At 39.1% G+C, this 14,978-nt stretch carries 13 protein-coding genes; 7 read left to right on the forward strand and 6 right to left on the reverse strand.

Annotated features, from left to right (window positions below; translation table 11 throughout):
* Nucleotides 1-6: 6 nt before the first annotated feature.
* From DUT70_RS08435 to DUT70_RS08450, 4 genes are all read right to left on the reverse strand, one after another.
* A complete protein-coding gene (locus tag DUT70_RS08435; RefSeq protein WP_113646888.1) occupies nucleotides 7-714 on the reverse strand; it encodes an ATP-binding cassette domain-containing protein in 708 nt (235 codons plus the stop codon).
* A gap of 80 nt (nucleotides 715-794) precedes the next feature.
* Nucleotides 795-1,376, reverse strand: a complete 582-nt coding sequence (locus DUT70_RS08440; RefSeq protein WP_113646889.1) for a porin family protein — start codon at nucleotides 1,374-1,376, stop codon at nucleotides 795-797.
* A 174-nt stretch (nucleotides 1,377-1,550) separates the two neighbouring features.
* Nucleotides 1,551-2,471, reverse strand: a complete 921-nt coding sequence (locus tag DUT70_RS08445; RefSeq protein WP_240432062.1) for a glycerophosphodiester phosphodiesterase family protein — start codon at nucleotides 2,469-2,471, stop codon at nucleotides 1,551-1,553.
* A 71-nt stretch (nucleotides 2,472-2,542) separates the two neighbouring features.
* Entirely contained in the window at nucleotides 2,543-3,592 is a 1,050-nt protein-coding gene (locus tag DUT70_RS08450; protein ID WP_113646890.1) for a patatin-like phospholipase family protein, read from the reverse strand.
* Nucleotides 3,593-3,865: 273 nt separating this feature from the next.
* On the opposite strand from DUT70_RS08450, the gene DUT70_RS08455 reads away from it, so the two are divergent.
* The 3 genes from DUT70_RS08455 to DUT70_RS08465 all read left to right on the forward strand — a co-directional run bounded on the left by DUT70_RS08455 (nucleotide 3,866) and on the right by DUT70_RS08465 (nucleotide 7,428).
* Nucleotides 3,866-5,353 carry a glycine--tRNA ligase gene (locus tag DUT70_RS08455; RefSeq protein WP_113646891.1) on the forward strand — a complete coding sequence of 496 codons (1,488 nt, stop codon included), beginning with the start codon at nucleotides 3,866-3,868 and terminating at the stop codon, nucleotides 5,351-5,353.
* Between the two features lie 136 nt (nucleotides 5,354-5,489).
* Nucleotides 5,490-6,347, forward strand: coding sequence for a DUF6252 family protein (locus DUT70_RS08460; protein WP_113646892.1), 858 nt, complete (start codon nucleotides 5,490-5,492; stop codon nucleotides 6,345-6,347).
* Between the two features lie 175 nt (nucleotides 6,348-6,522).
* Entirely contained in the window at nucleotides 6,523-7,428 is a 906-nt protein-coding gene (locus DUT70_RS08465) for a DUF6252 family protein (RefSeq protein ID WP_113646893.1), read from the forward strand.
* Nucleotides 7,429-7,462: 34 nt separating this feature from the next.
* On the opposite strand, the gene arsC is transcribed toward DUT70_RS08465, so the two are convergent.
* Both arsC and DUT70_RS08475 read right to left on the reverse strand, forming a co-directional pair.
* Nucleotides 7,463-7,807: an arsenate reductase (glutaredoxin) gene (gene arsC / locus DUT70_RS08470; RefSeq protein ID WP_113646894.1), complete on the reverse strand. Its 345-nt coding sequence runs from the start codon at nucleotides 7,805-7,807 to the stop codon at nucleotides 7,463-7,465.
* Nucleotides 7,807-9,009, reverse strand: a complete 1,203-nt coding sequence (locus DUT70_RS08475; RefSeq protein WP_113646895.1) for an SH3 domain-containing C40 family peptidase — start codon at nucleotides 9,007-9,009, stop codon at nucleotides 7,807-7,809. The genes arsC and DUT70_RS08475 overlap by 1 nt, the downstream gene beginning before the upstream one ends.
* A gap of 552 nt (nucleotides 9,010-9,561) precedes the next feature.
* Between DUT70_RS08475 and DUT70_RS08480 the strand changes: the two genes are divergently transcribed.
* The 4 genes from DUT70_RS08480 (at nucleotide 9,562) to DUT70_RS08495 (ending at nucleotide 14,954) form a co-directional block, all read left to right on the forward strand.
* Nucleotides 9,562-10,644 (forward strand): calcium:proton antiporter, encoded by a 1,083-nt coding sequence (locus tag DUT70_RS08480; RefSeq protein WP_113646896.1) that lies wholly within the window; start codon nucleotides 9,562-9,564, stop codon nucleotides 10,642-10,644.
* 29 nt (nucleotides 10,645-10,673) lie between these two features.
* Nucleotides 10,674-12,605, forward strand: coding sequence for an LTA synthase family protein (locus DUT70_RS08485; protein WP_113646897.1), 1,932 nt, complete (start codon nucleotides 10,674-10,676; stop codon nucleotides 12,603-12,605).
* Nucleotides 12,602-13,084: a GtrA family protein gene (locus DUT70_RS08490; RefSeq protein WP_113646898.1), complete on the forward strand. Its 483-nt coding sequence runs from the start codon at nucleotides 12,602-12,604 to the stop codon at nucleotides 13,082-13,084. The genes DUT70_RS08485 and DUT70_RS08490 overlap by 4 nt, the downstream gene beginning before the upstream one ends.
* An 85-nt stretch (nucleotides 13,085-13,169) precedes the next feature.
* Nucleotides 13,170-14,954 (forward strand): aromatic amino acid hydroxylase, encoded by a 1,785-nt coding sequence (locus DUT70_RS08495; RefSeq protein WP_113646899.1) that lies wholly within the window; start codon nucleotides 13,170-13,172, stop codon nucleotides 14,952-14,954.
* The last annotated feature ends 24 nt before the right edge of the window (nucleotides 14,955-14,978 follow it).

Below are 14,978 nucleotides of genomic sequence, written 5' to 3' on the forward strand. Positions count from 1 at the left end.
TATTTTTTATAAGGTAAGCTGCTTAAATATTTGCTCTAAAGTTTTGTTTTGATGGGCTTTCTTCAGTTCATCAATACTCGAATTGGCTACCAAAACACCTTTATTAATGATAATGACATCATCGCAAATGGCTTCAACTTCTTGCATAATGTGCGTAGAGATGATAACGGTTCGGTCTTTCCCCAAATTTTTGATCAATGCCCTGATATCCGAAAGCTGGTTGGGATCTAAACCAGAGGTAGGTTCATCTAAAATCAGTACCTGCGGCTGGTGGATGATGGCCTGCGCCAAACCTACCCTTTGTTTGTAACCCTTGGACAGCATACCAATTTTTTTATGCTGCTCTTGTGTTAAGCCTACTTGTTGGATCACTTCTTCTACCCTTTTGGCAATGTCACTTAATCCGTAGGTTTGGGCCACAAAGCTCAAAAACTCCCGTACATACATGTCTATATATAAAGGAGTATTTTCGGGAAGGTAGCCAATTTGCTTTTTTACTTCCAAGGGTTCAACTTCTATGTCTTTACCTGCTATTTCTGCATTACCCGAGGTGGGCTGTAAATAGCCTGTCAGCATTTTCATGGTGGTTGATTTGCCAGCGCCATTAGGCCCCAGAAAGCCTAAGATACGGCCAGGTTTTGCATCGAAGCTGATTTGATTTACGGCTTTTTGCTGGCCATAATGCTTGGAAAGATTTTTTACTGAAATACTCACGACCAAATATGCAAATTATTTCAGGCATAAAAAAAGAGGCTGCCCTTTTGAACAACCTCTTTTTAAAGCAGCAACTAAGGTTACTGAAAATCATTTTTTACTTTTCGGGCCGTTTTTTCGCCAGGAAGAAAGATTTGGAAACCAACCCCTAAGTTTAAATTGTGCGCATAGGCACTGCTACCGAAACCTACCACGCCGTTATATTTAAGCAAGGTTTCTAACCCAATATTCTTAGTCACGAAATAAGTAAATCCAGGGCCGAAACTGAAGCCTAACCCATTGGTAGAACCCCCTCCAGATAAGTTTCTTCCTGAAATACCTACGGTTGCCTCACCAAAAAAACGGGTATGCTTAGCTAACTGATCGGCACCTGCTGCGCCATAGTAGCGCCCTAAAGCACCAACACCATAGTTAATGGTAGTACCCAAACCTTTGCCTGCGGTTTCTATTCCAAATAAAACATCGCCGCCTAAAGCTAACCCGTCTTGAACAAACCAAGCTGCTTTTGGATTAATGGTTAAGCTAAAGGCATTAGGCTTATCTAAAGCAAAATTAATGTTGGATAGGTTGGCACCTACCATCACATCTCCTTTAGAAATTTGCGCTTTTGCAGAAAAAGTGAGCATTGCTGCTGCTGATAGTGTAATGAATAGTTTTTTCATAATGTAATGTATTTAAATGGTTTAATAAAAAGCATCAATAAGGTACTGGCAGATTATTACAGGCTTACGACTGTAAAAAAGAAGGTAGATCGCTAGAAGTTAGGGCAAAAGTAGAAGATAATTGCCCACAAACAAACGATAGCCGTTTATAATTACTTACTACTCCTTTGCTGTTTATTGATATTTAACGTTAGGAAAACGAAGATTTTTTTCCTCGCGATAAGCATCTAACTGTTCGCCAGCCAATGCCAGTTCATCCGTAGAAAGTACGTCGGCGCCATTAGCAATTAAATGATAAAACACCTTTTTTCCCTTGTTTGCTTTTGCACTTTTATCCAAGTTTCCCATAGTGCCTAAAATGGTATTGATGCCTTTGGCATGCAAATATTGATACAGACTTTGGTCGGGCTCAGAAATGCCAACGAAAGCAATGATTTTATCGTTAGGGACACCCATTTTATTTAAACGTTCTAAATCTTCAGGGCTTTTTACCGTGGCAGAAATCATTAAATCGGGTGCTAGTTGGTGCACTTCGGCTGCTTGATTTGCATTATAAGTGATGATGATGGAATTGGTTTCTGATTTGGTTTTGCGCACCGCAGCAATAATCTTTTTGTAAGGAACGCCTCGTTTGATATCGATGGTGAACAGTACTTTGTTTTTGCCCCAGCGAAGTACTTCTTCTAACGTAGGGATTTTGAAATCGGTCAATGTGCCTTCATCATCTTTCAGCTTCAGTTTTTTTAATTCGGCATAGGTTTGGTCGCCAATTAAGCCTTTTCCATTGGAGGTTCTATCCAAACGGTCGTCGTGCATAATTACCAAAGCAGAGTCTTTACTTAATGCTACATCAAACTCGATGATTACGGGTTGGTAAGTAGTGGCGTTTTCAAATGTTTCGATGGCATTTTCTGGAAAGCCAGGCATGGGACCACCACGATGTGCGCTCAACAAAGGGTACGCAGCTGTTTTTCGATTTAGAAAGCTGTGAAATTCTTTTGCGGTTTTAAAGGAAATATAATGATGCTGCTTTGGAGCAATGCAAGCAAAACTCAACAAGGCAAAGGCCAACAATAACAATGGTATTTTTTTCACTTGATTATTTTTTGATGTACAAAGTTAGACTTTTGTGTTGATTTAAGCTGGCAAGCTAAATGGCCAGTGCTTTATCTTTTCAAGAAATTCCAAACGGATTCGTCAGCCTTACCTTTTTTATCTTGGAGCAGTCCTGCTACAATCTGATCCAAAAGCTCTTCATTTTCACTAACGAGCTTGTCGCCCAACGACACGATTTTTTGGATGTTAGACACAGAAGCGGCATCCATGGCTGGATCAATGGAAGAAAGATTATTTGGTTCTATCCTGATATAATTTTTTGATTTTTTTACCGAGTGGAACAGCTGCCTCAAAAAGTAATCGGTACTTTCTGCCGAGCTACTGCTCATGATGTCAACCAATGCGGGACCAATAGAAATGGCTTTCTTTTTCTTAAAATCTTCGTAATTGTAAGAGATTTTAGACAGCCCTGTCCCTAATGAAAGCGTCCAAATGTCATCTATTTTGTAGGTATTGTAGCTTTTAATGACTTCTAGCATTGCCGATAGTGCAGGGTTATGGGCAAATACCCCGCCATCAACCAAGGGATAGCGTGTTTTTGCGAGGGAAAAAATTTCGGCCACAGAGAAATAAGTGGGTGCAGCTGAGGTGGCACGGCATACATCTTTAATATAAAAATCTCTTGAGTCGCCATGAGAAATCGCTTTTTGCTGACGAAATAGATGATTTTTCCGTAGTTCGATATTATAGGCCGTAATGATACATGGCCTTATTAACTCGCTTAGCTTGCGATTGCCAAAGTAGCTTTTCAAAACTTTTTCCAGAACAGTATCGTCATACAATTCGCTTAACAGACCAAATTTGCTGAGAAAACGTCGCCACTTACTTGCCGTAAAAATCTCTACCCCATGATCAAGATAAATATCCAATGCTTGTTTAGCAGTATATTTTTGTTTGGTGGGTTCCTGGTCATCTGGGCATAACAAAATAGACAGTAGGATACCACCTGTACTTGTGCCTGCAAAAAAATCAAAATAGTCCGTTAAATGGGCATCAGGATTTTTTGTTTCCCGTTGAATCTTCTCTTCCAAGGCGACCAAAATCATGCCTGGAATAATCCCCCGAATACCACCGCCATCTATTGAAAGTATTCTTTTCATTATTTATCTCGGTTTGTAGATCATCGAAAATAGCGAAAAATATACATTTATGTAGTTTCTGTATGATTAGCAGTTGTTAAATGGTGCCATTTGTATTGCAAGTGCTATCATAAACCTGAACGTAGTGGAAAGCCCACAGGAAGCGTTAGCGACCGAGGACTTGTAGCGTAGTGCAGGACTTTGGTAGCCGAAGGGTGATGAAATTGCTTTTCAGAACATTTTAAAGCGCTTATCTTATAACTTTTAACTTTTAACTTTTAACTTTGGCTCACTATGGCTCAGAAAAATAACGACGAAATTTTTAAGAATGTAATCTCTCATGCGAAGGAATATGGGTTTGTGTTCCAAAGCAGTGAAATATATGATGGTTTAAGTGCGGTTTACGACTATGGACAGTTGGGTGCCGAGCTTAAAAACAACCTGAAAACTTACTGGTGGAAAGCAATGGTGCAAATGCACGAGAACATTGTGGGTATTGATGCCGCCATTTTTATGCATCCAAAGGTTTGGAAAGCGAGTGGGCACGTGGATGGTTTTAACGACCCGATGATTGACAATAAGGATAGCAAAAAACGCTACCGTGCGGATCAGTTGTTGGAGGATAAAATTGCCAAGTATGAAAAGGATGGCAAAACCGACAAAGCTGCAAAGCTGCAGGCTGATATGGACGATGCTTTAAAGGCTGAAGACTTGCCACGTTTGAAGATTTTGATTGAAGAGCATGAAATTGCTTGCCCGGTTAGCGGCACCAGAAATTGGACGGATGTGCGCCAGTTTAATTTGATGTTTAGCACGCAGTTTGGTGCTATGGCTGAGGGTAGCGATGTGGTTTATCTACGTCCAGAAACGGCACAAGGTATTTTTGTAAACTTTTTGAATGTGCAGAAAACGGGAAGGATGAAAATTCCTTTTGGTATTGCACAAATTGGTAAGGCTTTTAGAAACGAGGTAATTGCCCGTCAGTTTATTATGCGTATGCGTGAGTTTGAACAGATGGAAATGCAGTTTTTTGTTCGCCCTGGCGAGGATAAAAAATGGTTTGAATATTGGAAAGAGGCTCGTTTGAAGTGGCACAAGGCGATTGGTACGGCTCCTGAAAAGTATCGTTACCATGACCACGTGAAGTTGGCGCACTACGCTAATGCAGCTACTGATATTGAGTTTGAATTTCCATTTGGCTTTAAAGAGGTTGAGGGTATTCACAGCAGAACTGATTTTGATTTGTCGCAACACCAAGAGTTTAGCGGTAAAAAAATGCAGTATTTTGATGCGGAACTTGATGAAAATGGAAAACCTTATGGCAATTATGTTCCTTACGTGATTGAGACTTCTATTGGTTTGGACAGAATGTTCTTGTTAACGATGATTAATGCTTTGGAAGAAGAGGATTTAAGCACTCCAGAGAAACAAGATAGCAGAACGTTATTGCGTTTGCATCCTGCATTGGCACCTGTTAAAGCGGCTATTTTCCCATTAACTAAAAAAGATGGTTTACCAGAAAAGGCTCGTGAGATCATGGATCAGTTGAAATTTGATTTTAATTGTATCTACGAAGAGAAAGATGCGATTGGCAAACGTTACCGCCGCCAAGATGCGATTGGCACGCCTTTCTGTATCACGGTTGACCACCAAACTTTGGAAGATAATACGGTAACTATTCGCCACCGCGACACGATGGAGCAACAGCGTATTGAAATTAAGGATTTGCACTGGACCATTGAGAGCAAGGTAAGCTGGAGAAGCTTGTTAAGCCATTCATAATATTGAGTCCCGTACACACGGGACTTTTTTATTTTATGCTATTGCTCTGCATAAATGCAGTTTTTCAAACTTAAACTTGCTAAACCGCAAATAATTAGTTAATTATGCAGCTTTTTAACTCTTTTTAAATACTCTTATGAAGAATACTTTTGCAAAGACTAGCTTGTTTTGTCTACTTCTCTTTACTCTTTCATGCGCAAAAGATATTGAATATATACAACCTGGGGGCGGTAAAGGTGGAGCTGCCTTTTTTAAGGCAAAAGTTGATGGACAAACCATTGAATTTAAGCAAGCGACTAAAGCCACATATAATGTTTTAGATAAAAAAACAATAGAAATTCTCGCTTTTACAGAAAGTGGTAAAACGATGGGTTTTGTAATTGACGATTTTAAAGGGCCTGGCAAATATCTAATTACAGAAACTATGCTTACTACCATGAGCTACATTGGTGACCCGCAAGATTTTGAAACCTTTTTTATTAGCACGGGTGGTCAAATTACCATTACCAGTTATAGCGACAAACTTATTGCTGGAAAATTTGATTTTACGGGCAATAATGGCGAAAGAGATATTGCAATTAGCAATGGCGAATTTTCTATTGATTTAAGCACATTACCAGTACATGACCATTTAGGAGATAATAAAATTAGCGCAAAATTAAATGGGGTTTTAGCTGGTTTCAAGGGACAGATAATTATTGGTGGGACAGTATTAAATATTAGTGGCATGTATGGTACCAAAGCCATCACATTATCTTTAAGGGATTTTAATGGCGTGGGTACTTATACTTTGACACCAGATTTATATTTTGGCAACACGTTAGTTTACATTCAAAGTGCAGACGATGCAGAATTTGTTTGTACATCGGGTACGGCAACGGTAACAAGTGTGGACAATAAAATATTTAAAGGAACTTTTAGCGGCATATTAGAAAATTCCAATGGTGATAAAATAAACATTACCGAAGGCCATTTTGAAGTAAAGGGTGACTAGGCTCTGATGCATTATTTTAAATCATAGGACGAATGAAGCCCCTCAATTTGGGGCTTTTTTGTTGTTAAGATTGACAATCATTTTTGGAATATTTTTTTCAATTCGATTTGTTAAGCAACAAATAATTAGTTATTTATGTGAAATTTTTTAAAACCATTTAAACTTTAACACTCTTATGAGGAACATCATTGCTAAGACAAGTTTATTTTGTCTACTTCTTCTTGCATTTTCTTGTGCAAAAGATATCGAATATCTAAATGCAGGTGGAGATGCTTCTTCATTGAAAGTAAAAATTGATGGAAATTTAACAGAATTTCAAACAGTTACTGCAGTAATCATGGATGTACCACCTAAAAAGGCGTTACAAATTATAGCATCGAAAGGTACAAGTCAAGCCCTTAGCATTATGCTAAGCGATTACCAAGGCAAAAAAACTTATGATTTGAGCGAAGATCCAAGCATCGTTTCGTTTACTTTGGATAACAAAAACCCTTTAGAAACAACATTTCTTGCTGAAGAAGGCAAAGTAGTTATTACTTCGGCTTCAGCAACAACCATCTCTGGAACTTTTGAGTTTAAAGCTAAAAGCATTTCTGACGACAGTGAAAGAATCTTTAAAGAAGGCTCTTTTACCATCACCATTGCTGATCCATCTAAAAACCCTTCGATACCTGTAAATCCAAGTAACGCTAATATGAAAGCGAAGATCAACAACACTTCTTTAAGCTTTGCTGGAGAAGCCAACTTGATCAAAGCAACACAACCAATCGCCATGAACTCGATGATGATCAACGGCTATAGTGACAAGAAAATGCTCTCTATCATGATAGACGATTACAAAGGTGTAGGCACTTACGAGATCAATGATACTAATAGCCATATGATGATGTACACGTTAGACTTTAGCCAAAATGCGGGCGACTATAGTGCTATTTCTGGGAAAATAATCGTCACGAGTTCCACCTCTAGTTCAATAAAAGGCACCTTTGAATTTATTGGAGAAAAAGACAATGATTCTAGTAATAAAATAACCGTCAAGGAAGGGACATTTGAAATGAGCTACAAAACTGTTTCGATGTAGTAAAAAAAGTCCCGTACATACGGGACTTTTTTATTTATAAAATACTTGAGATGGCTTCCTCACTCCTAGCAATAACCGCTTTATCGCCTTTAATAATAATTGGCCGTTGTATCAAAATCGGATTTTCATGCATTAAGACGATCAACTCTTCATCTGACAGATTCTTGCCCTTTACGCTTTCTTTAAAAACATCTTCTCCTTTGCGCATTAACTCCATCGGAGCAATGCCCAAGAGTTTTAAAATATCTTTCAGTTCACTTACACTTGGTGGGTTTTCAAGGTAATTAATGATGGTAAATTCCGTATGCTGACTTTCCAAAGCGCGTAGTGCGGCGTTGCTTTTGCTACATCTGCTGTTGTGATATATCTTAATGCTCATTATTTCTTACTTAGGTACCAATCGTGTTTTTCCAATTTGGTGATTTCGGGCTGCCCTACTTGCGTTAAAATCCTACGTGCGCCTACCAAGGTTTTGGTTTGGTATTCGTCGTAATTTGCAGCGGTTGGTAAAATACTGCTAATTTTCACCATGCCCGCCGACTGGATAAACTCACCATTTCCCATGTAAATAGCTGTATGGCTTACCCTTCCATTACTAACGCCTCTACGTTTTGCAGCGGAAAAGAACATCAGGTCTCCTGGTTTTAAGTTTTTAAGACACTTTTCAACACTTATGGAATCGTTTTCTAGTACATCAAGTTTCTCTCCTACTAAAGCTTGTTGAGAGGCATCGCGAGGAATCACCACCCCATTTAAAAAGTAAGCTGTTTTGGTAAAGCCGCTACAGTCTACACCTTTAATGGAAGTACCACCCCATAGGTATGGCACCCCGATTAGCGTTTTTGCTGTTTTTAAAATCGCATCGGCATTAGGAAGTGGTCGTTTTAACCAAGCAGTATAATCGGCAGTTTGATCAGCAGGAATGTAGGCCTCTCTTCCATCGGGAAAAGCAACTTTAACAAAACCGTTTTCTTGACCTAGTAACTTTAAGATATTACCTGCTACCAAATCGGAAACCCTTGCAGCAGTAGGGTCTGGCTTTGCAAAAGCATGTCCGTAATCATTAGTATAAACAATTTTCTTTGCTTCTTGCCATAATTTAAAACTGGCTTGGTTCATGGGCGCAATAGAGCCACCGTCTGTCCAAGCTAAATAGCCATCGGGCGATTTCACCAAGTAAAACCCACCTTGTTTTTTAAGAATTTGTATAGGAGTACCTAATAGGGTTTGGGTCATCAACTCGGCTCCGTGGAAGGGCTGGCTACGGTTATTGGCCACAGAAATGGTCGTTACGCCATAAATTTTATCGCTTAATTGCTTAGCAGGAAGTACCGCAACCGATAGTTTTGTTTTGATATTTTCTGGAAATGATTTTTCAAAGGCCTCTACAGCTTGTTCGGAAGTACTTTCTACAAAAACAGAATCGGCTTTGAAACGTACATTGAAATAAACCGACCTTTTATCTGGCGCATATTTTTTCTGTATGGAATTGGCAATGGTACGGTAAGCGGTGGTATCAATTTGTGCAAAAGCCGAAAGACTAAAAACGCTACAAGCTAAAAAGAAAAAGCATCTGTTCATTTATTTATTGATGATATGGATTGTGTATAACGAAGTTACGATATATCGCGAATGAGAGGTTGCATATTTAGTAAATAGTTAGTTAGGTTTCATTTTAACCACCTTAGACATTTAAGAGCATTTTAGTTTTTTGAACCATTAAGGAATTAAGGAACGTTAAGTTTTATCGGTTCACTCTTAATTATCTTCATTTCTTAATGTTTCAATTGATAAGCCACATGCTAATTTTGAACCACCTTAGACATTTAAGAACACTTTAGTCACACAACCAAGCTTAGGTGAACTAAGGTGTCTTAGATGGTTGACTTTTTATCACCTTAACATTTTAGTTTTTTGAACCATTAAGGAATTAGGAGGCATTAAGTTTTATCGGCTCTCTCTTAATTATCTTAGCTTCTTAATGTTTGATTTTTTTTCCACCTAGGGCATTTACTTGACTTAACACCGAACAATTTAGCCCGTCTCGGGTTTAAGGGTAGAGGTTCCTTGCCGCTAAACTTTTTTTCTATATATTTAAAAACATCCAAATCGTACATCAATTAATTGAACAACATGCTTAAAAAATTACCTCTTCCTCTTTGGACGATTGCTTTGCCCGTTTTGGCGTGGGTTGCTTATTTCTTACCATTACAAAGCATCGGTGGTATTGGCACTACTTTACTGGTGATCTTTTTAATTGGCAGTGTGCTTGCTGCTGTTCATCATGCGGAGGTTGTTGCACATAAAGTTGGCGAGCCTTTTGGTACGCTACTCCTAGCTTTGGCCGTCACGACCATTGAAGTTGCGCTCATCGTTTCACTGATGCTTACTGGAGGCCCTGGTACCGAAGAGCTTGCTCGAGATACGGTTTTTGCAGCGGTAATGATTATCCTCACAGGCATGATTGGTATTTGTTTGTTGGTGGGTGGTGTAAAGTATAAACAACAACGATTCAGTTTAGATGGTGTTAAAGCTGCCTTAGTAGCCTTGACGGCTATTTTGGTACTTGCGTTAATTTTACCTAATTATACCACTAGCATGGCTGGTCCCTCCTATACTACCCCCCAATTGATATTTGTCGCTATAATCTCTTTAATTCTATATGGTGCTTTTGTATTGGTACAGGCAGTGAGACATAGAGATTTCTTTTTACCTCCTGATGGCGATGGTAATGAAGAAGTGCATGCAGCTCCTCCAACAAAAGCTGTAGCACTTGGTAGCGGGTTGTTATTATTAGTATGCTTAGGCATTGTGGTTTTATTGGCCAAAGCATTGGCTCCCGATATTGAAAATGCGGTGATTAATGCAGGTGCACCAAAATCTTTAGTAGGGGTAATTATTGCTGGTGTGGTTTTACTCCCTGAAGGACTAGCAGCTTATCGTGCGGCCAGAAAAAATCGCTTGCAAACTAGCTTAAACCTAGCTTTAGGTTCCGCTTTAGCAAGTATTGGTTTAACCATTCCTGCGGTGGCCATTGTGTCCATTATTACAGGAATGACCATTACCTTAGGCATTGATACCAAATCAATGGTACTGCTTTTACTTTCCCAATTTACCATCATGTTGTCGTTAGGCTCGGGGCGTACCAATGTATTGCAAGGCGTTGTTTTATTGACTATTTTTGCCGCTTACTTATTTACCATTGTCGCACCGTAGCGATGATAGGATATGGGTAAAAGGCATCAATGAACCTAAAACCTAACCGTCAATCTGTATATATTGTACTGTTTTACCAATTTGCATTATTGCTAGCACTTTACGCAATATGCAGGCTTGGTTTCTTTTTGGTCAATAAATCGTTATTCAAGCATCTCAACGCCGCTGAAATTGCCTATACCTTTTGGGGCGGCATTAAGTTTGATGTCGTAGCACTATTGTACATCAACTCTTTGTACGTTATACTGCAGGCGCTGCCTTTTCCATTTAAGTACCGAAGCGGCTACCAACGCTTTACCAAATGGCTTTTTATCATTACCAACAGCATTGGCTTTTTGGCCAACTTTATCGATTTTGCTTACTATAAGTTTACACTAAAACGAACCACGGGCAGTGTTTTCTCTCAATTTAGTAACGAAAAAAACAAGCTGAAACTAACTGCGGACTTCCTTTTGGAATACTGGCATTTGCTCATTATTTTGATCTTGTTTATTGCCGCTTTTGTCAAGCTTAGCCAAGTATTCGCGGCTCCTAAAAAAGTTCGCTTCAATTGGAAAACTTACGCAGCCCAAACTTTGGGTTTATTGCTGATCGCCTTCTTATTTGTAGGTGGCGTTAGGGGTGGTTGGCGACACAGTACTCGCCCCATCACTTTGAGTAATGCGGGTGATTATGTAAAGTCACCTGCCGATATGAGCTTAGTGCTGAACACACCCTTTAGCATCATGAAAACCTTAAAATCGCCGAAGCTTAAAAAGGTAAATTATTTTGATGAGCAGACTTTAGCCAAACTCTACAATCCTATTCATCAACCTAATGATACAGCCTCTTTTAAAAAGCTAAACGTTGTCTTTTTGATTATAGAGAGTTTAGGTAAAGAACATATTGGCGCACTCAATAAGGACCAATTGAATGGCACCTACAAAGGCTATACCCCTTTTATCGATAGCTTGGTGGAGCAAAGTTTTACTTCGAATGTTACCTATGCCAATGGGCGTAAATCTATTGATGCGCTACCTTCCGTAATTTCGGGGATACCTTCCATCCGAGAACCCTTTGTACTTTCGCCGTATTCGAGTAATAACACCACTAGTATTGCCAAACTTTTGGGGGATGAAGGTTATTATACGGCCTTTTTCCATGGTGCTCCGAATGGTTCCATGGGCTTTTCGGCTTATACCAATTTAGCGGGCATCAGACATTACTACGGTAAAAACGAGTACAATAATGATGCAGATTTTGACAACATTTGGGGTATTTGGGACGAACCGTTTATGCAATACATGGCCAAAACCATTGATACTTTCAAACAACCTTTTTTTACGGCTTTCTTCTCGGTTTCCTCGCACCATCCCTATAAAGTTCCTCAAAAATATCAGGGTAAATTTCCAAAGGGTACTTTGCAGATTCACGAGCCTTTAGGTTATACGGATATGGCCATTCGCAAGTTTTTTGACGCGGCCAAGAAAATGCCTTGGTACAAAAACACTTTATTTGTACTTTGTGCAGACCATGCGACCATGTCGTACCTACCCGACTACCAAAACGTTCCTGGCTTTTTCTCTATTCCTATTTTGTTTTATTACCCAGGTGGAAATCTTAAAGGGAAGACGGATAAAATCATCCAGCAAATTGATATTATGCCTACGGTATTGAATTATATGCATTATAAAAAACCTTATTTTGCATTTGGTTTTGATGCCTTGGACAATAAAACCACTAATTTTGCGGTTAACAACAACGACGGGAACTTCAACTTTTACGAGGGTGATTACCTGTTAGTGAATGACGGCACAAAATCCATTGCTTTGTTCAACCTAAAAACAGATAGAAATACCAGTAAAAACCTGATAGACCAGTTGCCTGAAGTTAAAGCAGAAATGGAACAAAAGCTAAAAGCGTTTATACAGCAGTACAACAATAGAATGATCAATAACCAATTAACCTATCAAAAGGAATGAGGAAATTAGCACTCCAAATGATCGACTTTTTCTATCCTCCTTTTAAAAGATGGTTTTCAATTGGTACTTTCCGATACCTTGTTAGCGGTGGCTTAACGGCATCATCGGGCATTATCGCTTATTTCATCATTTACAATTACCTTTTGCACCAACAAGATGTCCAAGTAGCGGGCTATTTAATTACAGCTCCGATTGCTGCATTGGCACTAGAATCAGTATTCACTTTTTTAGTGGGCTTTACGTTAAATAAATATTTAGTATTTACCCAATCTAATTTAAAAGGCAGGATACAGCTTTTTAGATATGGCACGGTGGTATGCACCAATATTTTGCTTAATTACGCATTGATGAAAATTTTAGTGGAGGGCTTCCAGTTTTATCCGTCCATTTCTAAAGCATTCATCACGCTTTTGTTAGCGGTATTTAGCTACTTTTCACAGAAGTACTTCTCTTTTAAGGTAAAAAAGACCAAAGACTGACAGGCTTTCCCCATCAAAACCGTTTGTTTTCTTGCATTCCTAGCTTAAATCAGGTATTTTAGCCCAATTAAGAAAATGTACAAAAATGAGCGATTTTAACGACTTTAATAACGAACAAGTTGCCAAATTGCCTAGGCATTTAAGGCAATTCATTGTTGAGCAAAATTACGAGAAATATACGCCAATTGACCAAGCAGTATGGCGTTATGTAATGCGCCAAAACTATAGTTATTTAAAGCACGTTGCTTATTATCCATACATTAAAGGTTTGCAAAGGGCTGGCTTAAGTATTGAGCAAATACCAAATTTGCAAACCATGAACGACAATTTGGGCAAAATTGGTTGGGGAGCGGTAACCGTTGATGGTTTTATTCCTCCAGCGGCTTTTATGGAATACCAAGCCTACAGGGTATTGGTAATTGCAGCCGATATTCGCCAGATCAACAATATCGAATATACCCCTGCACCAGATATTATTCACGAAAGTGCAGGTCATGCCCCTATTATTGCAGATACTGATTACAATAACTACCTAAGCTATTTTGGTTCTATTGGCGCAAAGGCCATGTTTTCGAGCAAAGACTTTGAACTTTACGAAGCCATTCGAAAGCTTTCTATCTTAAAGGAAGCCAAAAATGTAGACGAAGCTGAAATTGCCAAAGCAGAAAAGGAATTGAAATACATTTCCGAGAACATGGGCGAACCTTCGGAAATGGCATTATTAGGCCGTTTACATTGGTGGACCGTTGAGTATGGTTTGATCGGCACCTTGGAAAATCCAAAAATTTACGGCGCTGGACTACTTTCATCAATTGGTGAAAGCGCCACCTGCATGGATCCAAAAATCAAAAAGCTTTGGTATAACTTAGATACCGTTAACTACTCATACGATATTACACAGGAGCAACCGCAGCTTTTTGTGACCCCTACATTCCAAAACTTAATTGATGTATTGGAAGCTTTTGCAAACACGATGGCTTTTAGACGTGGCGGCGCGGAAAGTATTTTAAAGGCGATTGAATGTAAAAACCCAAGTACGGCAGTTTACAGTTCGGGTTTACAAGTAACGGGAGTATTTACCGATGTAGGCATTAGCGCAAGCGATGAACTTACCTTTATAAGAACTACTGGACAATCTGCTTTAGCTTTTGATGGCAAAGAATTATCAGGGCATAGCAAAGATTACCATGAAGATGGTTTCTCATCGCCTGTGGGTAAATTAAAAGATACTACAAAGCCTTTAGAAGACCATAGTTTAGAAGAATTGTCGCAACTTGGCATTAAGGTTGGTCAGTTGGTGCGTTTAACCTTTGAAAGTGACATTGAAGTAAACGGAAAAATAAAGGAGATCATCAGCAAAGGCGGAAAAACAATTTTAATTGCGTTTGAAGAATGTACCGTAAAAGAAGGTAACGGTAACATCCTGTTCCAACCAGAATGGGGAACTTACGACATGGCGGTTGGCGAGAAAATTGTTTCGGTATTTAACGGTGCGGCAGACAAAGATGCTTACGAAGAATTAACTCACGTAAGTGAACAACTCACCTATAAATTGGTTTACGACGACGCTACCAAGCGTTTGCACCAACTTTACCAACAGGTTAGGGACATTAGAGAAACTGGTGAAGGACAAGAAAAATTAGCGGAAATCTTTAATGAACTTAAAACCTCGTACCGCTACGATTGGCTTTGTACTTTGCAGATCTTAGAGATATTACATCACAAAGGTACCAACCCAGCTTTAGAAAATGAGGTGAGGATTTACCTGGAAATGAAAGCCACTAACGAAAAGGAATTTACCAAGTTGATTAACGATGGTTTTCATGTGATTGCTAATCCAGTAACGCAGTTAATTACCGTGGAGGATTAGATGTATCTTATCAAACTTACGAAG

The sequence above is a fragment of the Pedobacter chitinilyticus genome, assembly GCF_003313385.1.
Taxonomy (GTDB): domain Bacteria; phylum Bacteroidota; class Bacteroidia; order Sphingobacteriales; family Sphingobacteriaceae; genus Pedobacter; species Pedobacter chitinilyticus.